We start from the raw sequence: 15,131 nt of genomic DNA, 5'->3' as shown, positions 1-15,131 counted from the left end.
AGCCGGACGGTCTTTCCTCCCAGTTCGGCGAGGGAGTCAGCATCCACGGGCGTGGGTTCCATGGTCAGGTCACCTCCATTTCGATAAGCCGCTTGATAAGCCTTTCATCAAGAACGTGAGCTGCTTTACTGAGCAGGTACGGCATGCTGCATCCGGGATCACCCGTGAGGATTTCGGCTGCGGTCTGATAGGCCGCCTCGAACAAACGGCTGTTGTTCCTTTGGTTTTTATAGCCAAGGAAGTACTTCTTAGCGTTCGAAAACGTCATTTTCGTGCCTGCCCTGTTGTTGCATTCGACAGCATTTACGGCCAGGACCCAGTCCTTTTGCACGGCAGCATTGGCGTGCATGTCACGGGTGGTGTGCGTGTGCGGAGCCATCACCATCCCTCGGGCATTAATAACGAGACGCAGCGTCCCCGAGGGCTCGCCGTACAATTCAATCTTCACCACCGATGTCGTGGGCATCGGATGAATGGGAAATGGGTCGTCGGGCCCGATCGACTGCCATTTGGGGCCGTGGGAGTAAACCCACACGCTTCCCGCTCCGGCGTTCTGCCGGTTCATGATTACTGCCCGGTCGTCATTGTTGGTAATCGTCACAGCATGGGCTGATAAGGAATCGAACTCGCCGCCGCCCCCGATTTCCAATCGGCTCAACCCCTCCGCGTCGGGAGGGCAGCGGCCGACAACAAGCGACTGATATTCCTTCAGGATCCTGGTCGTGTTGGTCCGGTCATCGATAACAGTAATCAACACCGTCCAGCTCCTTTCCATGGACTCGCGCGAATCCGCTGTTGAGGACAATGTACCGTCGGGCATTCCGACCGGGGATTGTTGCGCTTCCATGTCACGCACGGAATTCAAGCAGTTCCGGGCTGGCCGCGAAAGACAAGACATCGCCGTCTACCAGGGGAGTTATGGCCGACACCAGTTCCCTGTTCACGTAGGAGTTCTTCCCCTCCTCCGGAACCAGAACCCAAACACCATGACTCACCCTTAGCTGGGCGTGACTCCTTGAAACAGTGGCGTCCTTGAGGAACACTTCACATTCACTCCCACGGCCGACGCGAATGGTGCCTTCGAGCCGGGCAATTAAGCGTCCCTCGCGCCACAGCGCGGGCGGTGCCGGCAAGTCCCTCATCCACTCGCCCGCCCCACTGTCAGCGTCAATTGCAGCGGGATTCGAGCCGGGCGGCACATGCTGGGCGGCCCCTGCCTCGGAACGAGTTGCAGCCGTCATCTCGGGTCCATAGGGCAATGTCGCCGCCGGTCCTACAGACACCCTGGTAGGCCCTGGTGCTTCGCTACGTTCGTCCCCGGAGCGAGCGTGTGACGAACTGAAAGACTCCGGAAGCAACGGCACCACCATGAATGGCTGATGGTTGCTCGGCGCTTTGGTTCCGGACAAGCGCGGGTGATTGCTCATGACACCAGCGTCGGGAAGGACATAAACCTCCAAAGGAAGGCTCAAATCGCCGTGCCAGCCATGCTTCATTGCAGTTCCTGCATAGAAATCCGCGTAGTGCTGGCTGAACTGTCGTAGTCCGACGGTTGACGAAACGAGGTCGTAGTCCGGCAATGCCAGCATCAGGACGTGGATCCGGTACATGAACTTGATACCTGGGTCGAGGGACTTGATGGAGTGTCCTGGGATTTGCCGTCGTATCCGCTTCATCACCACATCGACGGAGGTGGGCTCATCGTCGCTGCGTCCCATCATCTGCAGCGCCAATTCAAGGATTCCCGGGATGCGGTAACGGTGGCTGACAAAGCGATGGAAGCCCAGCACCATGAGTGGCCCAGTTCCCGCCAGCACCAGGAACATCGCCGAAATAATAAGAAGACCTGTGAACACTTTTCCTCCTCAAGGCCATTGGTATGTCCAGCATGCGATCCGGCAGCATCATGCCCCCAGCGGCCCAGCAAATTTTTGCTGCGAATTGTTGGGAGGAACTAATCCGTGACGGACACCAATGGTTCCGGGCTGGTGCAGCACCCCCTTCGGTGGCTCAACGCAGGCATAGTTGGCCGTGCCCGTGATGAGCCGACCCTGAAGGGGTCGGCACTTCGTGTCCCCGGATATAGGAAACCCTTGGGTTGCAGCTTCGGCACTGCATCGTGGCTTAGAAGTTGTGGTGTTCCTGGGGCCCAGGCGATATCGACCGGAACCGAGAATTCGGCGGTGAGCAGGTTTAAGGCCCGGCCGGGCGGCAGCCGGTCCCGGAGCCGTACTGCAGCCAGTCCGGCAGCGCCGCCGTGAAAGCGTCCCGGATGCCGGGGGTGCTGGTGACCGTCCAGTCGATGCGGCCCTTCGCCTCTGCCTCGTCCTTGTCCCACTCGAACCAGTTGATCATCTTCAGCTGGGGGAACTGCGCGTGGGCCCGGGCACCGAACACCTGCTCCCACCAGGCCCGCTTGATCTCGGCCTCGGCCGGGCCGCCCGCCGCCGGGTTGTACAGGGCAGCCGTTCCCGGGATGGCCAGCGGCTTGTTGTGGTTCACCGCGTACTCGCCATAGAAGTCCGGCAGGAGCCGCTCGTCCCCGTTGGTGCCGTTGTAGTTGCCGGTGAGCTGGTCCGCAAACTTGTTGGCCTCCGGCACGGCGTTGGCGCCCCACGGGTAGGTGGCGCCCCAGTGGAAAAGGGACAGGCCCACCCAGTCCACCGCGGCATCCCCGGGGTAATACGGGGCGTAAGGGTCATCCGCGATGGTGAGGACGCCGTCGTGGTTCGTGTCCAGGGCCGCGAAGTCCGGCGTCCCGGGCTGCGCGTCATTGAGGCGGCCGGGGTAGGCGTAGCCGCCGGCATAGGACGGTGCCCACATCATGGCCGAGCCCGGCGCGCCGGCGTGCACGGCGTCGGCCACCGCGGTAAAGGCCGCGCGGTACTCAACAGGCTGCTGCGCCCACGGGAACCAGAAGCCGTTCATCTCGTGCCCAAAACGGACGATGACCGGCACGCCCTGGCCGTTGATGGACGCCAGGTCCTTGACCAGGCCGGCGATGGCGTCAGGGGTAACTGCGGACAGGCCGTTCTTGGGTTCGAGGGTCAGCAGCATCATCTGCCCGTCGTTGCGGATCTGTGCCGCGGCCTGCTGCAGGTTGGTGCGGTCCTGGTCCGTGTACGGGAAGTCCACGAAAGAGACGCTGACGGCGGGTTTGTGCCCCAGTTCCGTGGCGTATTGGGCCAGCGGTTTGGCCGCCAGATCCAGGTTCACCCCAAACAGCGCTCCCGACGACGGCACCAGGCTCCCGCGGTCCGCCACCTCGCAGACGGGCAGGCTTTGGTCCGTCGCTTGGTTCTGGTCTGCAGCCGAGGTGTTCCGGTTCCGGTCAGCCAGCCCGCTGGAGATGCTGGCCACCCCGAATCCCACGGCCAGCACCGCCGCCGCCGTGGGGAGGGCCCAGGACTTGAACCGGTCCGCCATGGCCCCCCGGCGGGTCACGGAATTGTCCGTGGACTGCTCTTCAGGCAAAGCGGAACCCCCTGGTGGCCTGCGGTTTTATCTCCCATCCTAAATGTCGTCCGGCGTCCGGCAGGGATCCCCGAACGGACGGCAGAGCGTGCGGCGATCCGCTACGCTCCGGACTATGCCTTCGTCCTGGACCGTGTTGATCTCACTTCATGCCATCGCCGCCAGTTATTCCCTGATCTTCGGCGCCGTGAACCTGTTGAGCCGGCCTAAAGGCGGCAGAGTTCATCGGATCGTTGGTCGAATTTGGGTTGTTTCAATGTATGTCGTGGTGCTGACGTCGTTTGGTATCAGAACCATAGATGGCGGGTTCAATTGGCTCCACGCACTTTCCGTACTGACGTTTTGCACGCTGACCGCGGGACTTTTGGCCATCCGTAAGGGAAACATCAAAGCGCACCGCGGTTTCATGACCGGCAGCTACTTTGGCCTGCTCGGAGCGTTCGTGGGTGTTCTGTCAGTGCCCTCACGCCGTATTCCGCAGCTTGCCATTCATGAGCTCCCGATTCTGGGGCTGCTGATTCTCATCCTGCTCGGTACGGCTGCACTAACCATCACCGGCATTGTCCAGATTCGCAAAGCCTCGTCCATCCGCAGCGACCGTTAGTCGTTACCTACCGGCAGCCTCTGCGCCGAAGGGGCCGTTAGGAGTTGGAGGATGCGGCCACGCAGATCTGCGAGTACTTCGGTTTCGGGATTGCTGCGGGCGAGGGCCGCAAGGCCGCGGCAGGCAAGACCAGCGTCAGTGAGTTCTCCGCTGACAAGAAAATCCATGAGTTCCGAGGTAGGAAGAAGGTGCACGTGGCCGGATTCAGACTCATCCCAGGCCGTTGCAAATTCTTCCGATGCGTTGGCCGCGATGACAAGATGCTTACGTCGTGACGAGTTCGCAGCAAACCATTCTGAACCAGCGTAAAAGGCTGATTCTGAGTGGTAGCCGGTTTCTTCCCGTAGCTCTCGAAGAGCTGCCTCCATGGGTTGCTCGGCGTCATTGAGGTATCCGCCGGGGAGTTCGAGTAGTGACTTCTCGGGTCCTACGCGGAACTGTTCAAAAAGGACGACGTGACTTGCTGCAGGTGTGAATGCAAGGGTCGCTGCAGAGTCACGGCCGACAATGACGTCCCACTCAGTCACGGCCCCACTCGGCTCTTCATAGGTTTGGCGGTTGACCGTCACGAAGCCTTCGTAGGCGGGCGTGGTTCGAATCTTGTTCCAGGTGTCGCTGACAGGCACAGTTCTCCGTCTCTCAGTGGCTAAACGGTCTCAACACGTAAGGCAACCACAACCAAAGCCGGGGCACCCGAGGCAGCGAAGGCGAAGATGATTGCAACGATCGGCACGGACCGTGGTAGACGTACCGGACTATGAAGCGTTGGGCTTTTCAGCCGTGCGAATGGTCAGGATTGCATTTGAAGCAAACATAATGCCGGCCAGAAGAACAATGGCGGCCGAAAGCACGAGGTACCAGGTGCCAGCGGATGTCAGCGCGATGTAGACCCCCAGGAGTGAACAAATAACTGCCCCCAGCGACCAAATGAGCGTAGCTCTCTTGGAGTTATTCATGAGCCCAGCCTAGGCCAACGGCCAGGTCGTGCGTCCACTGGCGCGGCTGGGCGTGGTTCCATGCTGCCTCGGCACCTTTTGACAGGACTCCTGATGCGATCGTGGCCACGTGCAGGCTTAGGCTGCTGCATCTTGAGGAAAGCTTGAGTTTTTGACTCAATTTGTCAATTTCTTCGACTCATGGTTGGGTCTATGCGGGGGCTCACTATCACCAATGGAGAATGTTGTGGCTTTTTCCGACTACGCAATGGCGCTTTGCGCGCTGCTCGGCACCTTGTTGATCCCCTTTGCAGTCCTCTACCAGATGCTCCGGCTCAAGCGCCGCGCACTCCGGATCCCCGTCCGTCCCGCACCCCGAGGTAACAAGCGCTGACATGCCGTATGTCGACATCAACCCCCACAAAGGCCGTCCCAAGTGGGTGGGCTACACCGTCCTGACCGTCCTCCTGCTCCTCACCGTCGCCGTCGTGGCTGCAGCGCTCACCCACCACTAAGCATCCATCCCGGCTGCTGGAGGGCCGCCGTGGCCAGGACGTCCGCGTTTTAGGCCTTGGGGCTGAGCTTTCCCCGCGCGACGCTGTCGTCCGAATGTGCCGGATTCCCGTTGTACGCCTGGTTTGAGATGTCCACCACCGGATATTGGGCCAGGTCGATGCCGGTGGGGATGGTAAAGGTGCCCGTGCCGTCGGCCAGGACCCCCAGGCTGACCATTCCGGAGAGGTCGCTGGTGCCCACCCACACCTGCCGGTACCCAGAGGTCTTCTCAGCAGAGAGGCGGATGGTGAGTTGCCGGGTCCCGTCCGGGAGTTGCTCCACCTGTGCTTCGCCGCTGCCAGTATGCGCGGCCAGGGGAGTCAGCGGCGTTTCGGCCAGGACCAGTGCAACCGGACCTGACTGGGTGGGGGCGGCCGACGGCGTGCCCCCTTGCCCCAGGACCCCCGCAGCGGTCCACCCGGCGGCCGTGCCGAGGATGATCCCGGCGGCAGCGGCCGCCATCCAAAGCCGGGGGCGGCGCCGGTTTTTGCCCCCTGGCCGCAGCGGAATGGGTGCGGCGGCCAGGCCGTCGTCGGGCGTTGACGGTGTCTCCACCTCAGCCGGTGGGGCAGCCGGTTGGTCAGCCTGGCCCCCGGGCCTGGCCAGGGGATCGGCGGCGAGGGCCGGTGAAAGCCCGAGCGCCTGATGGATGGCCGTCCAGGTCCGGGCGCTGGGCCGGTCCAACGTGATGCCCGCAGGCTCCAGGGTGGCGATCTCAGCGACCCGTTGGAAGCCCTGCAGGGTTGCGGCGCACTCCGGGCAGGTGGCCAGGTGGTCTGCGTCGGCTTCCGTGCCTGGTGTCTCGCCCAGGGCCCTGAGGCTGAGCAGTTCCGCGTCAAGGTGTTCCATGTTCCACCTCCAGGCGGGTGCGCAGGCGGGTCAGGCTGCGCCGGATATGGCTTTTGACGGTTCCGAGCGGCAGGTTCAGCCGTGACGATATCTGATCGTGGGTCAAGTCATCGTAGAACGCCAGCCTGAGTATCGCCTGTTGCGGGTCTCCCAAGTGTTCAAGTTCGTCGTCGAGGATCAGCCGGTCGGCCACTGCCTCCACACTGCCGTCCGCCGGTCCAGCCGCAGGGTCCGGGAGAAGCTGGACGACGGCTTCTTCCACGTGGCGTTGCCGGGCGCGGGCGGAGAGGGCGTCGTTGATGGCGTTCCGGGTGATCCCCACCAGCCAGGCGGGGAGCCGGGCCACCTCCGGCCGGTACATGGTCCGTGATTTCCAGGCCCGAATGAAGACTTCCTGGGTGACATCGTCCGCGGCGTTCCGCTCGCCCAAGGACCTGAGGGCCAACGTGTAAACCAGCGGGCTCAGCCGCCGGTAGGCCTCCGCCAGGGCATTCTCGTCCCCGCCGGCAAACGCCTGGTCGAGGCCGGGGTCCCAATCGCGGGTGGCGGCAGCCTCCATCGGGTGCTCCTTGGGCGGCAACGGGACTGAGTGGACCCCATTATGCCGCTGCCCGCGATAGTCCGCTACGGGCTCCTGGCACTGGCGGACATTCCCCCTGCCTGTTCCCGGCGGCGCCGTGGTGCGGGCGCCGCCGGGAACCAGTTGAGGAGCCAATGGCTGCAGGGCTTCGGCGGTTAGTCGTCGTCGCCGTCGTGTCCGCGTGAAGCGGAGTCCACCACCTGGACGGCCAGCCCCAGGTTCTTATCGGCCAGGCTGCCCCAAGCGTAGACGATCGTGTTCTTGCCCTCGGCGACGTTGACGTTGGCGGGGCCGATCAGCGGAGCGGTGGTTCCCGCTGCCGCGACCGAGGCGGAGATGGTTCCTTCCTTGAGGGTGAGGGTCTTCTGGTGCGGGTTGGTGAGCCCCTGGACGACGGCGGTCCCGCCGGCCAGGACATCGACGGCCGGGGCGGCCGCGACGTGACGGACGGTCAGCTTGCCCTTGCCGTCAGGGCTGGCCGAGGTGTCGTTCGTGAACAGCGTGGCCGTGGGCGTCCCATCCGCGGCCAGGTGCGCCACCGCTGTGTAGTCCCCGCCGGCCTTGAGGTCCACTTCAACCGGACCGATCACCGGGTTGTCGGCGCTCGTCGCGTCGGCGCCGGTGATGGCGATTTTGTGGTCTCCGTCCGGAACATTCAGCGGCCCGGCCAGGGTGCCCGGCGTGAAGTTGTCCAGGGTGAGCTTGCCGTCCACCCAGACGTCCACCGTCAGGCCCGGTACCGCATGGAGGACGGAAAGTTTAGCCGTTTCGTCATGGTCGTGATGCCACCCGGATGCCTGGGCCGGGGCGGCGAAAGCGAGTGCTGCCAGCAGCGTCGTTGCTCCTGCGGCTACAGAAAGTGTCTTGCGCATTCCAACTCCTAAAGAGGGGCCCCGAATGGGGCCGAGGTTTCGCTTACACCCCTACTACCGGCCGAATGCCCTGCCCGGATGCACCCCGCGGAAAGAATCTTTCCGATTCTTATCCGGCTGATTCCGTTCCGCGGCGCCAAGGAACCCTGCCTGGCCTGCGGTCCATCAGTGTTGCCGCGCCGAGGGCCCCTGCAATGACCACCATGCTGCCCATCCAGCCGGCGGCAAGGATCAACAAAGTCATCCGGTCACTGGCCTCCACCGGCGCCAGCGACTGGCCGGCAACCACCACGTTGTCGTCCGCCTGCCGTGCGACGATGGCCATCCGCAGGCCGGTCTCCGGCTGCCACGTCACCGCGTCCGTACCCAGCGTCCGCGCCGCCTCAAGCACGCCTGTGGGTACTACCGGAATGGTCCCGTGCAGCGTGACGGTACTGGAGAGCGGGCTGTTGTCTTTTCCGTAAACGATGACGAAGACGCCGCTGTCCGGCGCCAGTTCGAGCCAAGGTCCGGCCGCAGTATCGGGGCCCTCTTGCTGAAGCCGCGCCGCCGCGGCCGCCGCCGGGGCCGTGTTGGCCGCATGGCGTCCGATCTGTTGGAACGTGACGTAGATGCTGCCGAAAGCGAAAGTGGCAATGATGGCTGCGGTCACGCACCAGATGATCCTTCTCATGTGAATATGATGCGCCTGGACCCTGCGATCAACAGTGCCAAAAGGAACAGGCTCCCGCGGCCCAGGGCCGGATGCTCCCGGCGTAGCCCGTAGACTTACTGTTTGAACCAGTGCCGCATATCAGTTTGCCGAAATCGTCCGGGGGGACAGACATGCCACAACCGGCGGATCAGAATGCAGGCGCCCCAGCAGAGGATGCAGGGCAGCCGCAACTGCGCCGACGCCGCGACCTTCGTCGTGCCGACGGTTCAGTGGACGATGCCTGGACAGGAACCATGCCAGCCGTAACGCCTTCCCCTTCCAGCCAGAACGACGCCGGGAAGCCGGTGACGCGCCGCTCCTCCTGGGCTGAGGCGGCCGCCGCAGCCGATGCCACCAAGCCGTCCCGCGCCCCGGTCTCCACCCTTCCAGCGTCCTCCGCTCCCGCGGCCCCGCCCGCTGCTCCGGCGTCGCGGCCCGCAGAGCCCATCGCCTCCGTGCCCGGCACCTCCGTCCCGGGTCCCGCAGCGCCTGCCACGGCTGTGCCCGCCGGCCGCCAGGGCCAGGATGCTCCGGAACCGGCAGCGCCGTCGTCGGACACTCCGTCCTTCCGCCGCAGCCGGCCCACCGTGGCCGACGAGATCTCGGACAGCCCCATGCCGGACTTCATCAGCTCGCCCGGCCTGTTCGTCAAGGAACAGAAGCCGCGACCGGTAGGCGGTTTCCGCGGTGCGCTCTACAACCTGACCGGCGGCGCCTGGAACCTGGGCCCCGGACCCAAGCAGCGGCAGGAAGACGAACTGGGCCGCCGGATCTCCCGGCAGCTCCAGGGCAGCTACAACACCGCAGTCCTGAGCCTCAAGGGCGGCATCGGCAAAACCTCCACCACCGTGGGCGTGGGCCTGACCCTGGCCGAATACCGGGGCGACGCGCCCTGCGCCATCGACGCCAACCCTGACTCCGGCGACCTCGTGGAACGCGCCCTGGGCGAGGGCATCTACCAGCAGTCCAGCCCGCGGACCATCACGGACCTGCTGGAAAACATCGAATCCATCGACTCGCTCACGGCCCTGGCCCGGTACATGCACCACGCCGGCCGGCTGCACCTGATCGCGGGGGAGCAGGACCCGGAAGTCTCGGACTCGCTGACGGCCGAGGAATACCTGCGCATCCGCAAACTCATCTCCAGTTACTACTCGGTGGCCCTGACCGACTGCGGCACCGGCGTGACGCACAACGCGATGAGCGGGATCCTGCAGTCCGCAGACAACTTGGTGATCGCGGCCGGCTACGCGGTGTCCGGCGCCAAGCGCGCCCGCAGCACCCTCCACTGGCTGGCCAGCCACGGGTACGAGGACCTGGCCCGGAACGCGATCGTGGTGATCACGGACAAGGACGAGGTGTCCTCCCGGGTGGACAAGGACGCCATCGAGGAACACCTGTCCGGGATCTGCCGCCAACTGATCGCCGTCCCGCACGACCGCGGCGTGGCCGACGGCGACCTTGTCACCCTGGATGTCTTGAAGCCCGAAACGCGGCGCGCCTACAAAGAGATTGCCGCCGCGATCGTGGACGGGTACCGGTAAGGGTTGACATTCGGGCGGGGCAGGTACCCCGTCCGACAGATTCAGGTATTCGTTACTGATCAAATCTGCCGCTCGAATAAATATCCTTCATCCATGCTGAAAACTGTGCTTCGGACTCTTCGACCCAAGCCAAAATGCGGGTATTGCGGCGTGGTGTTGCCACCCTCTCCCGTTGCGGCATTTTGCTCCCGTGACTGCTACGACAGCTACCATGCCAGGGCCGGGGCCGGCCCCGGAAAACCGGCCTGAGTAGTCGCGCCCGCGAAAGACAGGTAGCCGGTACCGGGGAAATCCGGGCGGCCGGCTCGTAGCGTCATCACCATGATGGATCTCATGGATGGTGGGCGCCGCCGTCGCCGCCTGCCCAAGCGCGATACGCTGGAGCTGGTGGGTTTCACGGCGTTGTCCGTGGCGGCCGCGGCGGTATTGCTGCCGGTGATCGGGGCGAAAACGGTGGTGGACTCGCTGCCGTTCGTGAAGCCCGCACCCCCGCACGACGCCGAGGACAGTTACCTGATCACCTAGCGGCCCGGCTTCCCTGGTGCGGCCCGGCACTCCGGCGTGCCCCGCCGTCGTGCCTTAACAGCGCACCACGCCAGTGCCTGCGTTGGCGTCCGACGGCGGGCCCCGCCACAATAGTGCCCATGACTCCTGTGTCCCTGCTCGCCTTCGCCGGGCTTTGCCTGCTGCTGTCCGTCACCCCGGGCCCCGACACCTTCCTGGTGCTCAGGATCTCGCTGCAGAACGCCGGCGCCGGAATCGCCGCGGCCTTCGGTTCGGCCGCGGCTGCCCTGGTGTGGGCGGCACTTGTGGGCCTGGGCCTGGCCGCGGTACTGGAGGAATCGGCGGAGGTGTTCCGCTGGCTGAAGATCGCCGGCGGCCTGTACCTGCTGTACCTGGGAATCTCATCGCTGATCCGCGCACGGCGCACCTCCGGGACCGCCGGCCCCGAAGTCCCGCCCCGCCGGGCCTACAGCCGCCGGGCCGGGTTTGGCGCCGGCGCCCTGTCCACGCTGCTCAATCCCAAGGTGGGCCTGTTCTACCTCGCCGTGGTCCCGCAGTTCATCCCGCACGGCGGCAACACCCTGAACACCGCCCTGGTGTTGGGCGGCATCGAAAGCGTCATCGGGTTCCTGTACCTCGCGGCCGTCGCCGTCCTGGCAGCCAAGGCCATGGTGTGGCTGCAACGGCCAAAGGTGAGCCGGTCCCTGGAGCGCGGGAGCAGCGGCATCCTCGCCGCCCTGGGCCTGGGGATGGTGGCCTCCAGCGCCGGCTCGTAGTTCCTGTGAGTTCCCTGCCAGTATCCTGCGGTTCGGGGTGCCGGTCCGTCATCTTCCTTTTGGCGGCGTAGGGTGGAAGGACGGTTGCCGGCGTGATGTGACGCGGGGGCCTGGCAACCGGTGCTGTACCACCACGCGCGGAACCGGAGACACCCATGCCCAAGGAAACCCCTGCCGCGCCGGAACCCACCAAGCGCCCCAGCCTCTTCCGCGCCACGGGAACCACGCTGGGCTGGATCATGCTGTTCCTAGGTGTCAGCGCTGTGTGCGGGGCCCTGGTTGCCGGCCTGATGATGCCTGCCGCAGCCGTGACCGAAACAGCCGTGGCGGATGGCGCTTCGGCGCTGAAGACCAACCTTCCCAACGATGTGTTCTCCGCACCGCCCGCCCAGATGACGCGCGTCCTTGCCGCCGACGGGTCGCAGATCGCCACCCTGTTCGACGAGAACCGGACCCGGATCTCCCTGGACCAGATGTCCCCGAACATCAAGAACGCCATCGTGGCCATTGAGGACTACCGGTTCTACCAGCACGGCGGCGTTGACCCGCAAGGCATTTTCCGGGCCCTGGTGATCGACGCCGGCGGCGGCCACCAGGGCGCCTCAACCCTGACCCAGCAGTACGTCACCAACATGCTCAACGAGAACCTTATTGCCCAGGGCAAGGACGCCCAGGTGGTCCTCAACGGGCAAAAGGGCGTGGAGCAGAAGATCCAGGAGATGAAGCTCGCAATCGGCCTCGAGGAAAAGTACTCGAAGGACCAGATCCTCGCCGGGTACCTGAACGTGGTGGGCTTCAACGCCAACGCCTACGGCATCCAGGCCGCCAGCCAGTACTTCTTCTCCGTGGACGCCAAAGACCTCACGCTGCCCCAGGGTGCGCTGCTGGCCGGCCTGGTCAACGGCCCTTCGCTCTACGATCCCACCGTCCACCCGGAGGCCAGCAAATCCCGGCGGGACCTGGTGCTGGACGCCATGCTGCAGCACGGTTACATCAACCAGCAACAGCACGATGACGCCGTGAACACCCCGGTCCAGCTAAAGGTCAACCCGCCCAAACAGGGCTGCGCCTACGCCTCCCAGGCCCAGTACTTCTGCGACTACGTCCTCCACCAGATCGAGAACGATCCCGCCTACGGCGCCACGCAGGACGAGCGTGACCAGAAGATCATGGCCGGCGGCCTGACCATCAAGACCACCCTGGACCCCCGGCTGCAGGGGCCCGCCCAGTCCCAGGTGGACGCCACGGCCGGCGCCAACCCGGACAAGTGGGGCGCCTCCCTGGTGACCATTGAACCCGGGACTGGCAAGGTGCTGTCCATGGCGCAGAACTCCAGGAAGCTGCCGGACCAGGGCAGCGGGTTCGTTTCCGACTACAACTTCAACGTGGACAGCAGCGACGCCGCCGGGAACAGCCTGGGCGGGGTTGGCGGGATGCAGCCCGGGTCCACCATGAAGCCCGTCACCCTCGCCGCGTGGCTGGGGGAAGGCAAGTCCACCAACCAGGTGGTGGATGCCTCCAAGCGCCGCTATGGCATCAACTACCCGTGGAAGACCACCTGCCACCCCGTCCAGGGCTGGTTCGACAGCACCGTGCCGCAGTCCTCGGACCTGCAAAACGATGAGCCCAACTGGTACCGGCCCATGACGGTCCGGGAAGGCATCTACCAGTCCATCAACACGGCCACGTTCGCATCGCTTGCGGGACTGAATGATTTTTGCGACGTCCAGCGGGCAGCGGATGCGATCGGCCTGCACCTGGGCAGCGGAAACGACCAGAAGATCGACCTTTCCACCCTGGGCAACATCCTGGGCAGCCAGAACGTAGCCCCGTTGAGCATGGCCAACGCGTTCGCCACGTTCGCCGCGAACGGCACCTACTGCGCGCCCATCTCCGTCACCGAGGTGGACGACGCCCAGGGCAACAAGATCGGCGGGCAGACCTCCTCCTGCCAGCCGGGTTTGAAACCGGATGTGGCCAAGGCCGTCACCAACGTTCTCCAGGACGTCCTCACCAAGGGCTCGGGCCTGCTGATTCCGCAGAAGCTGGGCGTTCCGGATGCCGCCAAGACCGGTACCAACGAATACAACAACCAGACCTGGGTGGTGGGCTACACCAAGGGGCTGGCCACGGCGTCGTTCTTCGGCGACCCCTTCAACGGCGGACCCACCCGGCTGGGACGTAACATCACCGTCAACGGCAAGTTCTACCCGGCGGTGGACGGGGCGTACATTGCCGGTCCGCAATGGGCGACGTACATGCAGGGCGTCGTTGGCCTGTTCGACCACGGCAACTTCGACGCCCCGCCGCAGAACCTCATCAGCGCTCCCGGGCCGCAGCCGTCGAAGAGTAAGTGACCGGGGGAGGGGAGGCCCGCCGGGCCTGGAGATTCCGGTTACGAACGCTTACCAGCCGGTCGAGGCCGGGCTTGTGCGATGACAGCTCCCGCGGTAACGACGCCTTGGGCGAGGACCAGCCATGGATTAACCGATCCTAAATACAGGGCGAGCAGGACCGGCATCATCGCCAGGACCGTGACGTCAGTACCCCTCAGCAGAGCTGACATTTGGTCCCTCGGCACAGGCCCGAAAGGCGTATCTACGGGCGGCCTCGTCCAGTCCGGCGCGGGGCGTCTTGCTGCACGAATTGCTCCTGCGCCCATTCCTGCACCAGCGAGGACCCCGAGCAAAATCAGCGTAGGAGGAGTGGAACCCAGGGCTACGAATGTTGTGGTCAGCACCCCCATCCAGGCCGCCATATATAAAGCAGGCATGAGCAACCGGCTGTAGCGCAACATCGCCGGGCTAACGGGCAAAAGTGAGTCGAGCCCGGTGACAATGGCGGTCCGTCGAGCAACTGACCCTGTTCCCGAAGTCGTGAGGCAACCAGCAAGGAGGACTACGCTGAGCTGGATTAGCACGGGAAGGGCCGGAGTGATCACGGCTACGCTGACGCAGATACCCAACCAGAGCAGCGGAACAGTGGGCGCGGGCTGCAGGCGCAGGAACGCCACGATATCGGCCCGCACCACGGCAGCGAAGGCCCGACGGGTAGGCCGCAAATAGAAACGTGACCCGCGCCTGCTGATGCCCCGGCGATGTTCGAATGTCAGGGCACGACGCAACTCGTTGACATCGAAAAAGAAAATCGACGCCACGGCGTGGCCGGAAACAGCACCGCCACGCAACAACTCGACCCCACTCACGTCACCCAGGCGGGGAAATACATACGCGACGAGAGCCGCTGCCGCGATGAGTGCCACAGCAAGCGGCCAGACAGCGGAGGCCAGGAACGGCAGCACGGCTACGGGGATGAAACCGGCGAAAACCGCCACCTGATGTGCCCGGGACAATGTTGGAGTGCGTTGCATAATCGCTGCACTGGCAACAGCGAGTACGGCCCCGAGTCCAAACGTTGCTGCTGAGCCGGCGTGCGCCCACGCGGACCGGTCGATAGCAGTCAGGAGGCTGAAAGGGATGTAGGCGACCGAAGCCGCAGCTCCAGACGCCGCGAGACGGAAACAAAAGGAGGGCATCACCATAGGGCGCCGATCAATCGGCAGCGGCAACCACCACGCGCCTTCCGCACGGCCCACCGCTACCGGTCCAACCCGACGGGCTGTCACCGCTATCCCCACCAGTGCCAAGTAGGTCAAAAACATCCACAGGAACTCCGCAGGCAAAATCTGCTGTTAGCGGCCATGAAAAACTGCCCATAGGCGGCCACGAAAGTGCCCACTGACGG

General features: G+C 64.5%; 16 protein-coding genes. 6 read left to right on the top strand and 10 right to left on the bottom strand.

Features of this window, described 5'->3' with window-relative positions; translation table 11 throughout:
• Window positions 1–64: 64 nt before the first annotated feature.
• From QRN53_RS21600 to QRN53_RS21590, 3 genes are all read right to left on the bottom strand, one after another.
• On the bottom strand, window positions 65–847 hold the full coding sequence (locus tag QRN53_RS21600) for a hypothetical protein (protein WP_285245859.1): 783 nt from the start codon (window positions 845–847) through the stop codon (window positions 65–67).
• 1 nt (window position 848) lies between these two features.
• Entirely contained in the window at window positions 849–1,856 is a 1,008-nt protein-coding gene (locus QRN53_RS21595) for an FHA domain-containing protein (RefSeq protein WP_285245858.1), read from the bottom strand.
• Window positions 1,857–2,193: 337 nt separating this feature from the next.
• Window positions 2,194–3,474, bottom strand: a complete 1,281-nt coding sequence (locus QRN53_RS21590) for a glycoside hydrolase family 26 protein (RefSeq protein ID WP_285245857.1) — start codon at window positions 3,472–3,474, stop codon at window positions 2,194–2,196.
• Between the two features lie 115 nt (window positions 3,475–3,589).
• Between QRN53_RS21590 and QRN53_RS21585 the strand changes: the two genes are divergently transcribed.
• Entirely contained in the window at window positions 3,590–4,078 is a 489-nt protein-coding gene (locus QRN53_RS21585; RefSeq protein ID WP_285245856.1) for a DUF2306 domain-containing protein, read from the top strand.
• Here the strand turns inward: QRN53_RS21585 and QRN53_RS21580 are convergent.
• Together QRN53_RS21580 and QRN53_RS21575 are read right to left on the bottom strand one after the other, a co-directional pair.
• Window positions 4,075–4,704 (bottom strand): NUDIX hydrolase, encoded by a 630-nt coding sequence (locus QRN53_RS21580; RefSeq protein ID WP_285245855.1) that lies wholly within the window; start codon window positions 4,702–4,704, stop codon window positions 4,075–4,077. The two genes, QRN53_RS21585 and QRN53_RS21580, sit on opposite strands and share 4 nt — an antisense overlap.
• Window positions 4,705–4,833: 129 nt before the next feature.
• Window positions 4,834–5,034: a hypothetical protein gene (locus QRN53_RS21575; protein WP_285245854.1), complete on the bottom strand. Its 201-nt coding sequence runs from the start codon at window positions 5,032–5,034 to the stop codon at window positions 4,834–4,836.
• 226 nt (window positions 5,035–5,260) lie between these two features.
• Here QRN53_RS21575 and QRN53_RS21570 point away from each other — a divergent pair, with 226 nt between their 5' ends.
• Window positions 5,261–5,407, top strand: coding sequence for a hypothetical protein (locus QRN53_RS21570; protein ID WP_285245853.1), 147 nt, complete (start codon window positions 5,261–5,263; stop codon window positions 5,405–5,407).
• Window positions 5,408–5,577: 170 nt separating this feature from the next.
• On the opposite strand, the gene QRN53_RS21565 is transcribed toward QRN53_RS21570, so the two are convergent.
• The 4 genes from QRN53_RS21565 to QRN53_RS21550 form a co-directional block, all read right to left on the bottom strand.
• Window positions 5,578–6,417: an anti-sigma factor gene (locus tag QRN53_RS21565; protein ID WP_285245852.1), complete on the bottom strand. Its 840-nt coding sequence runs from the start codon at window positions 6,415–6,417 to the stop codon at window positions 5,578–5,580.
• The gene (locus QRN53_RS21560; protein WP_285245851.1) at window positions 6,404–6,976 is read right to left on the bottom strand and encodes an RNA polymerase sigma factor; all 573 of its coding nucleotides are present in this window, start codon (window positions 6,974–6,976) and stop codon (window positions 6,404–6,406) included. Before QRN53_RS21560 ends, QRN53_RS21565 begins: the two co-directional genes overlap by 14 nt.
• A 176-nt stretch (window positions 6,977–7,152) precedes the next feature.
• Window positions 7,153–7,869, bottom strand: coding sequence for a DUF4397 domain-containing protein (locus QRN53_RS21555; RefSeq protein ID WP_285245850.1), 717 nt, complete (start codon window positions 7,867–7,869; stop codon window positions 7,153–7,155).
• Between the two features lie 109 nt (window positions 7,870–7,978).
• The gene (locus tag QRN53_RS21550) at window positions 7,979–8,542 is read right to left on the bottom strand and encodes a hypothetical protein (RefSeq protein WP_285245849.1); all 564 of its coding nucleotides are present in this window, start codon (window positions 8,540–8,542) and stop codon (window positions 7,979–7,981) included.
• Between the two features lie 275 nt (window positions 8,543–8,817).
• Here QRN53_RS21550 and QRN53_RS21545 point away from each other — a divergent pair, with 275 nt between their 5' ends.
• From QRN53_RS21545 to QRN53_RS21530, 4 genes are all read left to right on the top strand, one after another.
• A complete protein-coding gene (locus QRN53_RS21545) occupies window positions 8,818–10,107 on the top strand; it encodes a MinD/ParA family ATP-binding protein (RefSeq protein WP_285245848.1) in 1,290 nt (429 codons plus the stop codon).
• A 321-nt stretch (window positions 10,108–10,428) separates the two neighbouring features.
• Entirely contained in the window at window positions 10,429–10,632 is a 204-nt protein-coding gene (locus QRN53_RS21540) for a hypothetical protein (RefSeq protein ID WP_285245847.1), read from the top strand.
• Window positions 10,633–10,751: 119 nt separating this feature from the next.
• The gene (locus QRN53_RS21535; protein WP_285245846.1) at window positions 10,752–11,387 is read left to right on the top strand and encodes a LysE family translocator; all 636 of its coding nucleotides are present in this window, start codon (window positions 10,752–10,754) and stop codon (window positions 11,385–11,387) included.
• A gap of 155 nt (window positions 11,388–11,542) precedes the next feature.
• Window positions 11,543–13,744, top strand: a complete 2,202-nt coding sequence (locus QRN53_RS21530) for a transglycosylase domain-containing protein (protein WP_285245845.1) — start codon at window positions 11,543–11,545, stop codon at window positions 13,742–13,744.
• A 38-nt stretch (window positions 13,745–13,782) separates the two neighbouring features.
• Here QRN53_RS21530 and QRN53_RS21525 read toward each other — a convergent pair whose 3' ends face one another.
• On the bottom strand, window positions 13,783–15,048 hold the full coding sequence (locus tag QRN53_RS21525) for a DUF6297 family protein (protein WP_285245876.1): 1,266 nt from the start codon (window positions 15,046–15,048) through the stop codon (window positions 13,783–13,785).
• Window positions 15,049–15,131: the final 83 nt, after the last annotated feature.

The organism is Pseudarthrobacter sp. fls2-241-R2A-127, from assembly GCF_030209355.1.
Lineage (GTDB): Bacteria > Actinomycetota > Actinomycetes > Actinomycetales > Micrococcaceae > Arthrobacter.
This window is presented reverse-complemented; position numbering and strand designations above follow the sequence as displayed.